The sequence below is a fragment of the Streptomyces sp. GSL17-111 genome, from assembly GCF_037911585.1.
Taxonomy (GTDB): Bacteria; Actinomycetota; Actinomycetes; order Streptomycetales; family Streptomycetaceae; genus Streptomyces.
The window spans coordinates 3,441,976-3,456,390 of sequence record NZ_JBAJNS010000001.1 but is presented as its reverse complement, the minus strand read 5'-3'; the positions used below and the strand labels follow the sequence as shown (position 1 = coordinate 3,456,390).

14 protein-coding genes are annotated in these 14,415 nt (G+C 72.2%); 5 read left to right on the top strand and 9 right to left on the bottom strand.

Translation table 11 applies throughout. The annotated features are described in order from the left end of the window. Positions 1-286: 286 nt before the first annotated feature. Positions 287-1,099 (top strand): SDR family oxidoreductase, encoded by an 813-nt coding sequence (locus V6D49_RS15465; RefSeq protein WP_340560316.1) that lies wholly within the window; start codon positions 287-289, stop codon positions 1,097-1,099. Positions 1,100-1,221: 122 nt separating this feature from the next. Here V6D49_RS15465 and V6D49_RS15460 read toward each other — a convergent pair whose 3' ends face one another. The 3 genes from V6D49_RS15460 to V6D49_RS15450 all read right to left on the bottom strand — a co-directional run bounded on the left by V6D49_RS15460 (position 1,222) and on the right by V6D49_RS15450 (position 4,791). Then, positions 1,222-2,820 carry an MFS transporter gene (locus V6D49_RS15460; RefSeq protein ID WP_340560315.1) on the bottom strand — a complete coding sequence of 533 codons (1,599 nt, stop codon included), beginning with the start codon at positions 2,818-2,820 and terminating at the stop codon, positions 1,222-1,224. A 292-nt stretch (positions 2,821-3,112) separates the two neighbouring features. Continuing rightward, entirely contained in the window at positions 3,113-3,967 is an 855-nt protein-coding gene (locus V6D49_RS15455; protein ID WP_340560314.1) for a helix-turn-helix transcriptional regulator, read from the bottom strand. Positions 3,968-3,975: 8 nt separating this feature from the next. Beyond that, the gene (locus V6D49_RS15450; RefSeq protein ID WP_340560313.1) at positions 3,976-4,791 is read right to left on the bottom strand and encodes a helix-turn-helix transcriptional regulator; all 816 of its coding nucleotides are present in this window, start codon (positions 4,789-4,791) and stop codon (positions 3,976-3,978) included. A 647-nt stretch (positions 4,792-5,438) separates the two neighbouring features. Here V6D49_RS15450 and V6D49_RS15445 point away from each other — a divergent pair. Further along, entirely contained in the window at positions 5,439-7,547 is a 2,109-nt protein-coding gene (locus V6D49_RS15445; protein ID WP_340560312.1) for a serine/threonine-protein kinase, read from the top strand. A gap of 340 nt (positions 7,548-7,887) precedes the next feature. On the opposite strand, the gene V6D49_RS15440 is transcribed toward V6D49_RS15445, so the two are convergent. Beyond that, positions 7,888-8,496, bottom strand: a complete 609-nt coding sequence (locus tag V6D49_RS15440; RefSeq protein WP_340560311.1) for a GNAT family N-acetyltransferase — start codon at positions 8,494-8,496, stop codon at positions 7,888-7,890. Positions 8,497-8,545: 49 nt separating this feature from the next. Continuing rightward, positions 8,546-8,749, bottom strand: a complete 204-nt coding sequence (locus V6D49_RS15435) for a hypothetical protein (protein WP_340560310.1) — start codon at positions 8,747-8,749, stop codon at positions 8,546-8,548. Positions 8,750-8,833: 84 nt separating this feature from the next. On the opposite strand from V6D49_RS15435, the gene V6D49_RS26235 reads away from it, so the two are divergent. Continuing rightward, positions 8,834-9,199, top strand: coding sequence for a Scr1 family TA system antitoxin-like transcriptional regulator (locus tag V6D49_RS26235; protein ID WP_445330529.1), 366 nt, complete (start codon positions 8,834-8,836; stop codon positions 9,197-9,199). Continuing rightward, positions 9,138-9,344, top strand: coding sequence for a DUF397 domain-containing protein (locus V6D49_RS15430; protein WP_340560309.1), 207 nt, complete (start codon positions 9,138-9,140; stop codon positions 9,342-9,344). Before V6D49_RS26235 ends, V6D49_RS15430 begins: the two co-directional genes overlap by 62 nt. A gap of 133 nt (positions 9,345-9,477) precedes the next feature. On the opposite strand, the gene V6D49_RS15425 is transcribed toward V6D49_RS15430, so the two are convergent. After that, positions 9,478-9,876 (bottom strand): DUF4440 domain-containing protein, encoded by a 399-nt coding sequence (locus V6D49_RS15425; RefSeq protein WP_340560308.1) that lies wholly within the window; start codon positions 9,874-9,876, stop codon positions 9,478-9,480. A 22-nt stretch (positions 9,877-9,898) separates the two neighbouring features. Further along, entirely contained in the window at positions 9,899-10,642 is a 744-nt protein-coding gene (locus V6D49_RS15420) for an NAD(P)-dependent oxidoreductase (protein WP_340560307.1), read from the bottom strand. A gap of 93 nt (positions 10,643-10,735) precedes the next feature. Between V6D49_RS15420 and V6D49_RS15415 the strand changes: the two genes are divergently transcribed. Then, positions 10,736-11,419: a TetR/AcrR family transcriptional regulator gene (locus tag V6D49_RS15415; RefSeq protein ID WP_340560306.1), complete on the top strand. Its 684-nt coding sequence runs from the start codon at positions 10,736-10,738 to the stop codon at positions 11,417-11,419. Between the two features lie 71 nt (positions 11,420-11,490). On the opposite strand, the gene ilvD is transcribed toward V6D49_RS15415, so the two are convergent. Together ilvD and V6D49_RS15405 are read right to left on the bottom strand one after the other, a co-directional pair. Beyond that, a complete protein-coding gene (ilvD, locus tag V6D49_RS15410; RefSeq protein WP_340560305.1) occupies positions 11,491-13,332 on the bottom strand; it encodes a dihydroxy-acid dehydratase in 1,842 nt (613 codons plus the stop codon). A 134-nt stretch (positions 13,333-13,466) separates the two neighbouring features. Beyond that, positions 13,467-14,195 carry a sugar phosphate isomerase/epimerase family protein gene (locus V6D49_RS15405; protein ID WP_340564053.1) on the bottom strand — a complete coding sequence of 243 codons (729 nt, stop codon included), beginning with the start codon at positions 14,193-14,195 and terminating at the stop codon, positions 13,467-13,469. Positions 14,196-14,415 lie beyond the last annotated feature (220 nt).

Here is a 14,415-nt window from a genome sequence, read left to right as displayed (position 1 = left end):
GCCGGTGGCAGCAAGGTGCCGCACCAGACCCCCGACCGTCCTCGCCGCCCCTCCCGGACCGGCGTGGACGGCTCCGCGTAGCAGCAACCGGACGCGATGGGGCCCGGGTTACGGCCGGGCCGCCGACGTGTGGTCGCGGCGGGGTAGGTTTCCTGACCGATCAGAGGATCTTCGTCGGTGACAGCGATCCGCCTCAGGACTCGTCCGGTTCGCCGGCACCGTCGCACACGAGGGGGCGGAAGTGGCGCGCGACAAGAACTGGGTCCGGCCGGGCGATCATGTGATCGTGACCGGGGGCTCCAGCGGTATCGGGCTGGCCCTGGCCGGCGAGTTCGCCGCCCGGGGAGCGGTCGTCTCGCTGCTCGCCCGGAGGCCGGCGGGGCTCGCGACGGCTGCGGAGTCGCTCCGGGCGGCCGGTGCGACGGTGCACACGCGCAGCGTCGACGTGACCGACCGCGACGCCGTGACGGCCGCCGTCGAGGAGCTGGAGGAGGAGGCCGGGCCCTGCGCGGTGCTGGTGACCTCGGCCGGCCAGGCGCGGCCGGGCGCGTTCCTCGAACTGCCCGACGACGTCTTCCGAACCATGATGGACGTCGACTACTTCGGCACCCTCTGGGCGGTCCGCGCGGTGGCTCCCGGCATGACACGGCGGGGTCGTGGGACGGTGGTCACGATCGCTTCGGCGGCCGGGTTGATCGGGGTGTACGGATACACGGCCTACGGCGCCGCCAAGTTCGCCGTGCGGGGCCTGACGGAGGCGCTGCGCGGCGAGTTGGTCCCGCACGGCGTGCGGGTCTCCTGCGTCTTCCCCCCGGACGTGGACACCCCGCAGCTGGCGGAGGAAAGTCAGTGGAAGCCGGCCGAGACGGCTGCCATCGCGGGCATCGTCAAGCCGCTCCAGCCGTCGGCCGTCGCCCGGGGCATCATGCGCCGACTGGACCGGGGGCAGCCCGTGATCTGCCTGGACGGATTCAGCCGAGCGCTCGCCACCTGGGGCGGAGTCCTCGCCCCGGTGCTGCGCCGCTACATGGACGGCCGGGTGCGTGCGGCCCGGCGGACGGCCGGGGGCCCGGCCGTCCGCACCACCACGGCCGACTGACCGCCGGGCCCGGTCTTCTGGCACGCGGCCAGCGGCAAAGGGCCTCGGTCGCGGACCAGGAAGGGGTGGGGTGCCGCACGGTGTGCGGCACCCCACCCCTTACGTTCACCAGTCCGCGACGGCTACCGCGCTGCGGCGGCCGCCAGTTCGTCCCGGCCTTCGTCGTCGGCCTTCGCGGCCTCGGCGTCGATCTGCGCCTTGGTGCGGGCGTTGCGCAGCAGACCGAAGCTGACCAGGGCGAACAGCCCGACCGTGATGCCGCAGACGACCGCGCTGGCGTGGAAGCCGTCCATGAAGAACGCGAACGCCCGCTCGGCGAGCGGTCCGCCCACCTCGGGCGGCGCCTCGGCGGCGACGGCCATCGCGCCCGGGAGCGTCTCGACGGCCGCTTCGGCGGCCTCCGGAGAGAGCCCGTCGGGTACCGCGTCCTCCATGTTGTTGCGGTAGACGGCGGCACCGACGCTGCCGAGCAGGGCGATACCGAGGGAGATGCCGAACTCCATGGCCGTCTCGGACATCGCCGCGGCCGAGCCGGAACGCTCCGGGGGCGCGGTGCCGAGGACGAGGTCGGTGCCGAGCGCGAACACCGGACCGAGCCCGCTGAACAGCACGATCATCGCGATGACCAGAGCGGACAGGCCGTCGTCCGCGCCGACCCCCAGCAGCATGAAGTACCCGGTCGCGGAGATCGCGAGACCGCCGCCGACCAGGAATCCCGGCCGGACCCACCGCACGAGCGCCGGGGAGGCCGCGGCCGTCACCATCATCACGAACGCCGAGGGCAGCATCCACAGACCTGCCTCCATCGGACCCTGGTCCTTGATGAGCTGCAGGTACTGGGAGATGAACAGATACACACCGCCGACCACGCCGACACCGACGAGGAGCATCAGCAGCGTGGCACTGAACTCGCTGTTGCGGAACAGGCTGACGTCGAGCAGCGGCTCGGTCAGTCGCTTCTGTCGCATGACGAACAGCACGCCGAGCAGCAGACCGGCGACCAGCACGGCCAGCGGCAGGGCCTGCAGTCCGTCCTCGGCGAGCTCCTTGATGCTCCAGATGACCGGGATCACCGACGCGAGCGACAGCCCGACGCTCACCAGGTCCAGCTTGTGCGCGGACGGCGACTTGTACTCCGGCAGCAGGAACGGCGCGGCCACCAGGAGCAGGACCATGACCGGGACGGCGAGCAGGAACACCGAGCCCCACCAGAACGACTCCAGCAGCAGCCCACCGACCGGCGGGCCGATGGCGATGCCGGAGGAGACGCACGCCGCCCAGATCGCGACCGCCTGCGCCCGCTGCTTGGAGTCGGCGAACATGTTGCTGATCAGCGACAGCGTCGACGGCATGAGCGTCGCGCCGAAGAAGCCGAGGAGGGCACGCGCCGCGATGAGCATCTCGGCGCTGTTGGCGTAGGCGGCCACGAGTGAGGCCACCGCGAACCCGGCCCCACCGATCATCAGCAGCCGACGGCGGCCGATCCGGTCACCGAGGGTGCCCATCGTGATGAGGAAGCCGGCCAGCAGGAAGCCGAAGATGTCGATGATCCACAGCGTCTGGTTGGCCGAGGGCTGCAGGTCGGCACCGAGGTGCGGCAGCGCCAGGTAGAGAACGGTGACGTCGACGGACATCACCAGAGTCGGGAGGGCGAGCACCGTCAGGCCGAGCCACTCTTTCGCCCCCGCCTTCCGTCCCTGCGCAGGGGTGGTTGCGTCCATCGTGTGAAGCCTCCGTTACCTCGCGGCGCCGTGGCGATCGCGGTCTCACTTATGGGGGGGCAAGGGTTTCCGGCCGTTCTCCCAGCTCACGACAGGGTTAGCCCACGGGGAGGCTAGTGCCGTGAACCCGCTGACAGACGGGACGCGGACTCTCGTGGCAGCAACCTGCACGCACGTCCCGCCGTGGTGTGACGGCGGCCACGGCCGGTCGTCCCCCAGGGGCCGACGGCGCCGGGAGGAGGCATGAAGCTGTCAACCGGGCAGCGCGCCCCGACCGGGGGGGGTCGGCCCGTCACGACCCCCTCCCCCCGGTGCGGGCTGCGGAGCCGCCCGGAGACCGGTCGGCGCGCAGGCCGGCCTCCTCGGAGAGGAGACCCAGCTCGGCGGCGCGCACGCCCGCCTGGAAGCGGGAGTTGGCGCCGAGCACGGTCATGATCTCCGCGACGCAGCGGCGATAGGTGCGGATGGAGATGGACAACTCCCGGGCGGCGACCTCGTCGGTCACCCCGGCCCGCAGACACTCCAGGATCCGTGCGGGCGACGTCGTCCGGCCGGCGTCGCAGAACTCGACGCGGTCCTCCATGGCCACCGACTGCCACCACAGCCCCTCGAACAGCGTGTCCAGGGCCCGGATGACGCTGGTGGCGCGGATGACCGAGGCCTGTCTCCCGGCCGCGGACGGAGCGGCCACCATCGCGGCCCGACCGTCCACCAGCAGCACCTGCAGCATCGGCACCCGGGCCACCCGGACCTCGGTGTTCGGCCGCTCCAGCACCGCCGAGTCGAGCAGGCCCACGCTCAGCATCCCCGACGTGCACAGTAATCGCAGGTGGACGTCCGGCCCGGCGGTCAGCAGGTGGTCGCAGACGGCCTGCGCCGCCTCCAGGTACTCGGCGTCCGCGAGCAGGATGTCGACGGTCGCCGACGCCCCGGCCGCCAGCCGACGTGCTGAACCCACCACGTCCGTCCGGTCCGTGCCCACGGCGGTGATGAGCGCGTCCTGCGCGCGGCGTTGCCGGTGCTTCTCGACGGTCTCCTCGATGCGGCGCCGCAACTCCAGCAGCTCCGCCTCCACGTCGTCGTCGGAGCGGAATCCGGTGACGCCGTGGGCCTGGCGCCGCTTCCCGGTGGACGGTAAGCGGGTCACGGGGTCGTTCACGCCCCCTCCGCGGCGTGGGCCAGGTCGGCCTGACGGGTGTGCCGGGCCCGGCGGTGTCCCGCGCCCGGATGCCTGGAGAGCAGACCGAGCTCGACGGCCCGGACGCCGGCCTGGAACCGGGAGCTCACCCCGAGCTCACTCATGACCTCGGCCACGTGCCGACGGTACGTGCGCAGCGACACCTGGAGTTCCCGGGCCGCCACGTCGTCGGTGTGCCCTTCGCGGAGCCGCTCCAGGACGCGCCGCGCCGAGGGGGAGTGCAGACTGCCGCTGAGGCGCAGGTGCTCCTCCAGGGGACGGGCACCGCCCCAGGAGCAGGCGAACAGCAGGTCCAGGGCCCGGACGGAGGCCGGGTCCCGGATGATGGCGATGCCCTCCGGAACGTCGGGGCCGGCCTTGATGAGGGCCAGGCATCCGTCGACGATGAGCGTCTCCTCGGGAGCGTTCTCCATGACGCGGATCTCGCAGTGCGCGGCGCGCAGTTCGGCGGGGCTCGGTATCCCCGCGCGGAGAGCGCCCGGGCCGCAGAGCAGCCGGACGGCCACCGGGCGGGTGCCGGGCGGTGCCCCTGCGGAGGACGCCGTGCGCGACGGGTGCCGCAGCAGCGTGGAGAGGAGGGAGAGCGTCTCCTCGTCATCGCCGGGCAGCGAGGCGGTGACGGAGTGCCGGGCGCGCCTCATCAGCCGTTCGAGGCTCGCCTCCAGATCCGCGTCGTCCGTGGGGACCACCAGCGGGCCCTCGTCCGAGCGGCTGCGGTGCAGCGACATCGTGGAGTCGATCAGCTCCCGGGCCTCCAGGAGGGCCCGCTCCATCCGGTCGGCGAATTCCGCCTCGTGTCGGTGTGCGGGAGGCGGTTCCGCGGCCTCCGTGTGGACGCCACGGCGGAGGGAGGCACCGGACGCGCCGGTCCCCTCGTCTGGCGGATTTGTGGCAGCACTCTTCGCGTCGAACACAATGACCCCCGTGCTTGTGCATTTTCAGACGCTTCAGGATGTCGGCGGGCGAAAGCCCGTGCAGGAAGCCGTGGTTATCGATCCCGGACGAGCGCGGGAATCCGCACCCGCAGCCAGTACCCCGTTGAATCTGAAACTGTTTACCGCGCAATTACCTTGCCATGGGCACGTTCACCTCGCCCGTGACGGGCGTCACGTCCAGCGAAGTGACTTGTCGCGCACAGTAGTTCGTTGAACCGGAGCCAGTCAACGAACAGGGTGAGTCGGCTCGTATACCATCGCCCAACTCTCAGGGAACGGGGAAACCCGGAGTTCCCTGCACTCGGCACTCTCGAGGAAGCCCGAATACCACACCCCCGGGGGGAAGATCTTTGATCGATCATTTGCGCCCCGGAACCGCACGTCAGGCGACGATCGTCGACCGTGACGGACCGACGACCTCGGTACGATGACACGGGGACGGGGGGAACGCCCCCTGCTCGCGACCACGTTGACGGGGGACTGTGGTGGAGACGCTACGCACGGGGGACCCGGCGACGGTGGGCCCGTACCGGCTGCTGGGACGGCTCGGGGCAGGCGGGATGGGCCAGGTGTTCCTCGGCCGTTCACCGAACGGCAGGGTCGTCGCCGTCAAACTCATCCACGCCGAGCTGGCCGCCGACGAGGAGTTCCGCCGCCGCTTCCGCAGCGAGGTGACGGCCGCGCAGCGCGTCAGCGGCCCCCGCACCGCGCCCGTCCTCGGCAGCGACACGGAGGCGGCGGTGCCGTGGGTGGCCACCGGCTACGTCCCCGGGCCCTCGCTGCACGACGTCGTCACCTCCCTGCACGGACCGCTGCCCGAGGCGTCGGTGTGGCGGATCGCCGCGGGACTGGCCGCGGCGCTGCGGGACGTCCACACCGCCGGAATCGTCCACCGGGACCTCAAGCCGTCCAACGTGCTGATCACGCTGGACGGCCCGCAGGTCATCGACTTCGGCATCGCCCGCGCGGCGGAGGCCAGCGTGGCCACCCGCACCGGGTCCCTGGTCGGCTCCCCCGGCTACATGCCGCCGGAACAGATCCGGGGCGAGACGGTCACCCCGGCCACCGACGTGTTCGCCCTCGGCGCCGTGCTCGTCTTCGCCGCCACCGGCACCGGGCCCTTCGGCGCCGGCGCGCCCTCGCTGCACACCGTCCTGTACCGGGTCCTGCACGAGGAGCCCGAACTCGGCCCCGAAGAGGGCCCGTTGTCCGGTGCGCTGCGGGATCTGGCCGTGCGCTGCCTGGCCCGGTCGGCGGACGACCGCCCGTCCGTCGAGGAGGTCGCCGCCGTCACCGCCGCACACGCCGGTGCGGCGGAGGCCGACGACGCGGGCCTGCCGCCCGCCCTGACCGCCCGGCTCGGCCGGGACGCGGCCGGCCTGCTGGCCCTGGAGGGCCCGGAACCGACGCAGGTGTCGACCCCCGCCGCGCCACCGCCCGCGCCCAACGCACCGCCCCCGCCGTCCGAGGCGCCGCCACCCCCACCGCCGTTCGCCCTGCCGCCGTCCGCCCTGCCGACGGTGACCGCCGCCGTCCCGGGCCCCGCCCCGGCACCCGGCCTGCGGCCCGGCCCGTCCGCTCCGCCCGGCCCGGCACGCTCCCGGCTGGGCCTGGCCCTCGCCGGGGCGGCCGTCGCCGCCGTCCTGGCCATCGCGCTGACCGTGCTCCTCGTCCGCCCCTTCGGCGACGACGGGAAACAGCAGGCCGACGGCGCCCCCGGCGCGTCCTCCGACCCGCGACCGGGCCCCGACGCGGACCGCGCGTCCCCGCAGGAGGACCCCGATCAGGACGAGCAGCCCGAGCAAGGCGAGCAGGAGCCCGAAGCGCCCCTCTACGACGAACTGCCCTCGTTCGTCCGGGAGGAGGGCGAGATCCTGGTGTACTGGGACGACCACGGCCTGCCGCTGGCCGAAGGCGCCGGTGAGCACGAGGGGTTCGAGCCCGCGCTCGCCATGGCACTCAGCCGACAGCTCGGGGTGGACCTCACCTTCCGTCAGGTCAACCACGACCGCCAGCTCTCGAGGCTGACGAACGCGGCGCTCGGCCTGGGCGAGCTGAACGCCTTCGCCTTGACCAGGCCCCTGAAGCACGTCGCGCACCCCGAGCAGTCGACCGACTTCGACTTCGTCCCCTACTTCGTGGAGAGCGAGGTCCTCGTCGTGCCCGAGGGCCGCACCGGGGAGGTCAAGAACCTCGGTGACCTGTGCGGCAGGACCGTCGTGACGCTGTCCGGCATGGAGGAGCAGATCCACGAGCGCAGCGCGGAGTGCGCCACGCCCATAGAGGTGACAGAAGTGCCCTACGAGAGCCGCGCGGTGGAATCCGTGCGAGCGGGGGAGGCCGATGCCTGGTACGCCCTCCACGCAGACGCCGTCGGTCACCTCGCCGAACCCGAGCGCGCCGGGCTGGCCATCGCCGAGGCGCGGATGAAGCCCGCCCGCATCGGCCTCGCCGTCCCGGCCGACGCCGAGCCGCTGGCCGACGTCCTGCGGCAGGCGCTCCAGTCCCTGATCGACGACGGCACCTACGCCGACCTGCTGGAACAGTGGGGCATGGAGGACCTGGCCGTCGACTCCGCCACCGTCGTCGACTGACGCCCCCGGACCGGCGCGCCGGGCGTGTTTCAGACACGGTGCGCCGGTCTGCTTCTTTGATCGACTGAGCCGTGGAGCGGACGTCGACCAGTGATCCGTGACCGATGAGGCCATGCGGAAATCAAACCGAGCCAGGACACCGGTCACGCCTGTTTGCAGACGCCCTGGGTCAACCGGCGGGATTCATCCGACGACGTGTTGTTTTCCAGCAATCATCACGCAGTTACTTTGCCTATGACAAAACTCGTTGAATTCGTGGGAGTTGCGACGGCCCAGACATCGGCCTCCCGATGCGGTGGACCACCGGGAGAGGACGCACCGCCGGGAGGCATTCCCGACCTCAGCGCGGGTCCTTGCGCATGCACCAGGTGCGGGGCCCGCCGTCGGGGAGGGTGACGGCAGCGGTGACGCGGAAGCCGAGCCGCTCGTAGAAGCGCACGTTCCGCTCGTTGGAGGTCTCCAGGAACACCGGAAGCCCGGCCTTCCCCGCCTCCTCAAGGCCGGGAGCCAGCACCGCGCCGCCGAGGCCCTCACCCTGCGCTTCGGGAGCGACGGCCACCGCGTTCAGGAACCACGCCGGCTCCCGCGGCCGGTGCGGAGCAACAGCCTGTTCCGCGGAGGCGTAGGCCGCCTGCCGGTCGCCGGTCAGCTCCGCGAGCACCGGGCCGACCTCGGCGAAGGCAGGCGAGGGGTCCGCGTCGGGCGTGGCCCACACGGCGACGGCACGTCCTCCGTCGGCCACCCACACACGGCCGTACACCATGCCGATGCGCGTGAGGCAGATTTCCTGGAAGCGCCGAACTCTTTCCTCATGGCCCTCTGCGGCGATCACATGCCGCGTGAAGGGATAGTCGGCGAAGGCTCGGGCCAGTGTGTCGACCGAGACGGAGATGTCCGCGTCGGTGAGGGGACGTACGACAGGGAGGTTCTGGTGATGTGCCGTGTTCACCACGTCATCCTGTCAGCAGGCGTACGGGGAGCGACGCTCCGGCCGCCGCTCACACCGGCCAGGAGCGGCCGGGGTCGTCGAGCCACGCACGGTGCTCCATGTCCCACGGCCAGATCACGTCCGGCAGGAAGTCGTCGCGGTCCACCGCCGCGAAGACGGGCAGCCACTCCGGAGACAGCGCCCCGGCATCCAGGAGGAGCCGCCCGAGGGCGGCCCGGCCGGGACGCAGGACGTGCAGGGCACCCGTCGTCACCTGCGGTGCGTCCCGTCACCGGGCGGGGTGTCCCCGTCGGGCGACGGCGGTTCCTGCGGCGGCGTTGTGGGTGGGTGCGCAGTCATGGCGGAGCAACTGGCGCACATCACACAGTTGGTCCGCGACGGGCGCATCAGGGTGCAGGTCGTCCCCTTCTCAGAAGGAGCGCACGGCCCCGTCATGGGATCGATGCTCACGCTGATGAAATGTGCCGACGCACCCGACCTCGCCTACGTCGAGGGCCTCTACACGGGCAACGTGATGGACGACGACCGAGTGGGGGAGGTGCAACGGTGCCGTGACGCCTACGATCCAGCGAGGGCCGCCGCGCTCTCGCCGAGGCTGTCCTTGCATCTGCTGGACACGGTCACGAAGGAATACAGAGACCATGAACAAGGCGATCGACCTGACCAACGCGGCTTGGCGCAAGTCCAGTTACAGCGGAGGTGACAACGGCTCGTGCGTGGAGGTGGCCGACGGCTTCCCCGGAGTCATGCCGGTCCGTGACAGCAAGAACCCCACCGGCCCCGCGCTCGTCATCCCCGACACCGCCTGGCGTGCCTTCATCGGATACGCCCGCACCACTCGCGTCTGAAGGCCGACGGGCGTCGGCCGTGAGGGCCGCCGGGACGGTGAGTGAGAGCCGCCCCGGCGGCGCGGGGTCCCCGGCGGGAGGTCCACGAGGAGCAAGGGACGGCAGGGTGAGCCGCAGCCGACGGCCCCTGCGGTCACGGCTGGTCGTGCCAGGCGAATGCCGTGATCCGCCAGCCCTCCGGAGTGCGGACGAACTGGATGGTCTTGGTACCGCCGCCTTCGAACGGCTCGCCGTCCAAGATCCCGGACTTGCGGTACTCGCCGAACCGCGAGGCGATACCGCCCGCGATCTGCGTCCGTGCGGAGGTCTCCCATTCGGAGAACTCGACCAGCCGACCGTCGGCGAGCAACCGCCCGCGAGGCTCGATGAACTCGTCCACGGTGTAGACCGTGAACTCCGGGCCGGCGTAGACGATCACGCCGCCCGGAACAAGTAGCCGACGGAGTCGGGCCACGTCTGCGGCTTTGCCGCCCCGGTTGTCAAACGCACCGTAGAACTCGGCGGTCACTGCGTCGATCTCGGCCCTGGACATGGCGCGACATTAACAGCGAACCCTAGCCCTGGCCCTGGCCCTGGCCCTGGCCCTGGCCCTGGGCGGCGGGGGTGTGGGCGAGGGCGCTCGGGGTGAGGCGGCCGACGATCGCGGGGGCCTCCTGGACGAGGGAGTCGTCCACGAGCGCCTCGACCATGAACAGGGCGAAGTCCACGCGGCGCGTCAGGTCGCTGGCCAGCACCGGGTCGCCGACGTGGCGACTCCACACGGGCAGGCCCTGGCTCTCGCCCTCCTCCAGGCTGCTGCCGCGCACGACGGTCCACCGGGTGTCGCTGGCGAAGATCCGGCGGCACGCCTCCACCTGGTCCTCGATCTCGACGGCGCGGACGAGCTTGCCCAGCCGGCTGGCGATGCCGACGCCCGCGCGGAACAGGCGCGAGTACCGGTCCTGCCCGTCACGGCTGATGTGCCAGCCGCAGGAGAAGACCAGGCGCGCGCCGGGCCGGGCGTGGTCGAGGACGGCCTGAGCGGTGCCGGAGGAGTACTGCTGGACGCCCCACGGCACGAGGACGGTCAGCACGCCGTCGCACCCGTCGACCGCCCGCCGGATGACCTCGGGGTCGTTCGTGGGGCCGGGGACGATCGTCATGCGGCCCTCGAACGCGGCGAGCTTGGGGACGCTCCGCTCGCGGCACACGCCGACGACCTCGTAGCCGCGCTCCAGCGCGTGCCGGACCATGTACTGCCCGAGCTTCCCCGAGGCTCCGATGATGCAGACCTTCTTGATCCGTTCCGTACCGCTCATGGTTCCGCCCTCTCGCCACCCTGCTTACCCTTATCTTGTAAGGCACGGTAGCCTTACGCCGTAAGGCGGTCAAGCGGAGCGATGGAGGAGCGCATGGGAGAGGGCGGCACGGGGCGGCGCGGAGCGCGGGGACGCACCCCGCTGAGCCGGGAGCGGGTGATCCGCGCGGCGGTGGCGGTGGCGGACGAGAAGGGCTCGGCGGCGGCCCTGACGATGCGGGCCATCGCCGAGCCGCTGGGCGTCGAGGCGATGTCGCTCTACCACCACGTGGGCGGCCGGGAGGACGTCCTGGACGGCATGGTCGACGCGGTGTTCGGCGAGATCGAGCTGCCGCCGCGCGACACGGACTGGAAGAGCGCCATGCGGCACCGGGCGCACTCCGCCCGCGCCGTGCTCCGCGGCCACCCGTGGGCCGTCGCGCTGCTGGACTCCCGCACCCGCCCGGGCCCCGCGACGCTGCGCCACCACGACGCCGTCATCGGCGCGTTGCGCGCCGGGGGGTTCTCCGTGCCGATGGCCGCCCACGCGTTCTCACTGATCGACAGCTACCTGTACGGCTTCGTGATCCAGGAGGTCAGCCTGCCGTTCAGCGGCTCGGCGGAACTGGAGGAGGTGGCGGGCGCCATCCTGCGCGACATGCCCGCCGACGCCTATCCGCACCTCACCGAGCTGGCCACCGAGCACGCGCTCAAGCCCGGCTACGACTACGCCGAGGAGTTCACCTTCGGCCTCGGCCTCATCCTCGACGCCCTGCACCCGGACGAGGAGCCCACCTGACGGTACGGCGACGCACCGCCGCCCCGGACCGGGGTCCGGGGCGGCGGTGGGTGTGCGGGGGTGGGGGCGGCTCAGCCGAGGAGGGTGACGTCGCGGACGGCGCCCTTGTCGGCGGACGTCGCCATCGCGGCGTACGCGCGCAGCGCCTGCGAGACCTTGCGGTCGCGGGCGACGGGTGCGTAACGGCCGCCCAACGCCTCGCGGCGCGCGGCGAGTTCACCGGCCGGGACCTGGAGCTCGATCGTCCGGTTCGGGATGTCGATGGCGATGCGGTCGCCGTCCCGGACGAGGGCGATCGTGCCTCCGGCCGCCGCCTCCGGGGAGACGTGGCCGATGGACAGGCCCGACGTGCCGCCGGAGAAGCGGCCGTCGGTGATCAGGGCGCACTTGGCGCCGAGCCCGCGCCCCTTGAGGAACGCCGTGGGGTACAGCATCTCCTGCATGCCGGGGCCGCCCTTGGGGCCCTCGTAGCGGACCACGACGACGTCGCCCTCGGCGACGCGCTTGGCGAGGATGGCCTCGACCGCCGCCTCCTGGGACTCCACGACGACGGCCTTGCCCTCGAACGTCCAGATGGACTCGTCCACACCGGCCGTCTTCACGACGCAGCCGTCCTCGGCGAGGTTGCCGTACAGGACGGCGAGGCCGCCGTCGGCCGAGTAGGCGTGGGCGGTGTCGCGGATGCAGCCGTTCGCGGCGTCGGTGTCCAGGGTGTCCCACTGCTCCGACTGGGAGAAGGCGGTCGCCGAGCGGACGCAGCCGGGCGCGGCGTAGAACATCTCGGTCGCCTCCGGGGAGGGCGAGCCGCCCCGGATGTCCCATTCCTTGAGCCAGTCGGCCAGGGAGGGGCTGTGCACGGCGTGCACGTCCTCGTGCAGGTGGCCGGCGCGCTGGAGCTCGCCGAGGATGGCGGGGATGCCGCCGGCCCGGTGGACGTCCTCCATGTGGTAGTTCCCGTTCGGGGCGACCTTGCAGACGCAGGGGACGCGGCGGGAGACGGCGTCGATGTCCGCCATCGTGAAGTCCAGCCCGGCCTCCTGGGCGGCGGCGAGCAGGTGCAGCACGGTGTTGGTGGAGCCGCCCATGGCCACGTCGAGGGCCATGGCGTTCTCGAAGGCGGCGCGGGAGGCGACGTTGCGCGGGAGGACGGTCTCGTCGCCCTCGTCGTAGTAGCGGTGCGCGACGTCCACGACCGTGCGGCCCGCGGCCTCGTACAGCTCCTTGCGGGCGGTGTGGGTGGCCAGCACCGAGCCGTTGCCGGGGAGGGCGAGGCCGAGCGCCTCGGTGAGGCAGTTCATCGAGTTGGCGGTGAACATGCCGGAGCAGGAGCCGCAGGTGGGGCAGGCCGCCTCCTCGATGCGCTCCAGGTCCTCGTCGGAGACGGTGTCGCTGACGGCCTCGGACATGGCGTGGACGAGGTCGAGGTTGCTGCGCACGGTGCCGTCGACCAGCGTCGTCTTCCCGGCCTCCATGGGCCCGCCGGAGACGAACACGACGGGGATGTTCAGCCGCAGCGCCGCCATGAGCATGCCGGGCGTGATCTTGTCGCAGTTGGAGATGCAGATCAGCGCGTCGGCGCAGTGCGCCTCGGTCATGTACTCGACGGAGTCGGCGATCAGGTCGCGTGAGGGCAGCGAGTAGAGCATGCCGCCGTGGCCCATGGCGATGCCGTCGTCGACCGCGATGGTGTTGAACTCGCGCGGGACGCCGCCCGCCTCCTTGATCGCGTCGGAGACGATGCGGCCGACGGGCTGGAGGTGGGTGTGCCCGGGGACGAACTCGGTGAAGCTGTTGGCCACCGCGATGATGGGCTTGCCGAAGTCCTCGCGGGCTACGCCGGCGGCCCGGAGGAGGGCGCGGGCGCCCGCCATGTTGCGGCCGTGGGTGACGGTGCGGGACCTCAGCTCGGGCATGGTCTTCCACTCCCTGGAGAGTCGGGGGCTTCCTCGGATTCGAGCGTACGCCCGTCCGCCCATGATCCGGACACCGCCACCACATGATGAGACACGGCGTGAGGTCCGGCGCGCCCCGCCTCCGCGCCCCCGCGTCAGCTCCGGTGGGCGGTGGCGCCCAGGTGCAGTCGGGTGAAGGCCAGCGCCTCGGCCAGGTCCGCCTCGCGTTCGGCGGAGGACATGGCCCGCCGGGTGTTGACCTCCACGACGACGTGGCCGTCGAAGCCGCTCGTCGCCAGGTGGCCCAGCACCTCGGCGCAGGGCTGCGTGCCGCGCCCGGGGACGAGGTGCTCGTCCTTGGCCGAGCCGTTGCCGTCGGCGATGTGGACGTGGCCGAGCCGGTCCCCCATGCGGTCCAGCATGGCGAGGGTGTCGGTACGGGAGGTCGCGGTGTGCGAGAGGTCGATGGTGAAGTGCCGGTAGTCGTCGTTCGTCGGATCCCAGTCGGGCGCGTAGGCCTGCATCTCGCGGTCGCGGTAGCGCCACGGGTACATGTTCTCCACGGCGAACCGGACGTCCGTCTCCCCCGCCATGCGCCAGATGCCGTCCACGAAGGCGCGGGCGTAGCCGCGCTGCCAGCGGAACGGCGGGTGCACGACGACGGTGGAGGCCCCGAGCCGCTCGGCGGCGCTGCGGGCCCGCTGGAGCTTCGTCCACGGGTCGGTGGACCACACACGCTGGGTGATCAGCAGGCACGGGGCGTGCACCGCGAGGACGGGCACGCCGTGCTGGTCGGCGAGGCGGCGCAGGGCCTCCACGTCCTGGCTGACCGGGTCCGTCCAGACCATGATCTCGACCCCGTCGTAGCCGAGCCGCCCGGCCATCTCGAACGCCGTCGCCGTGGTCTCCGGGTACACCGAGGCCGTCGACAGCGCGACCTTGATGCCGCCGCTGTCGCTCGTCCGGGTGAACCCCTGATCGTCTCCCACCACGCGCCCCAGAGTACGGGCAGCCGGGCGGGCGGCGGCGTGGCCTCGCTCACCCCGCGGCCCGGGCGGGTCGTGGTGGCCCCGGCTCCCGGGTCGGGGCGTGCCCGGGCCCGGG

What these genes read in the sequence shown, in the direction of transcription:
- V6D49_RS15460 (WP_340560315.1), bottom strand. Translation starts at nt 2,820, where the DNA reads ATGGACGCAACCACCCCTGCGCAGGGACGGAAGGCGGGGGCGAAAGAG.
- V6D49_RS15450 (WP_340560313.1), bottom strand. Translation starts at nt 4,791, where the DNA reads ATGGAGCGGGCCCTCCTGGAGGCCCGGGAGCTGATCGACTCCACGATG.
- V6D49_RS26235 (WP_445330529.1), top strand. Translation starts at nt 8,834, where the DNA reads ATGGCGGAGCAACTGGCGCACATCACACAGTTGGTCCGCGACGGGCGC.
- V6D49_RS15430 (WP_340560309.1), top strand. Translation starts at nt 9,138, where the DNA reads ATGAACAAGGCGATCGACCTGACCAACGCGGCTTGGCGCAAGTCCAGT.
- V6D49_RS15425 (WP_340560308.1), bottom strand. Translation starts at nt 9,876, where the DNA reads ATGTCCAGGGCCGAGATCGACGCAGTGACCGCCGAGTTCTACGGTGCG.
- V6D49_RS15420 (WP_340560307.1), bottom strand. Translation starts at nt 10,642, where the DNA reads ATGAGCGGTACGGAACGGATCAAGAAGGTCTGCATCATCGGAGCCTCG.
- V6D49_RS15415 (WP_340560306.1), top strand. Translation starts at nt 10,736, where the DNA reads ATGGGAGAGGGCGGCACGGGGCGGCGCGGAGCGCGGGGACGCACCCCG.
- ilvD (WP_340560305.1), bottom strand. Translation starts at nt 13,332, where the DNA reads ATGCCCGAGCTGAGGTCCCGCACCGTCACCCACGGCCGCAACATGGCG.
- V6D49_RS15405 (WP_340564053.1), bottom strand. Translation starts at nt 14,195, where the DNA reads ATGGCCGGGCGGCTCGGCTACGACGGGGTCGAGATCATGGTCTGGACG.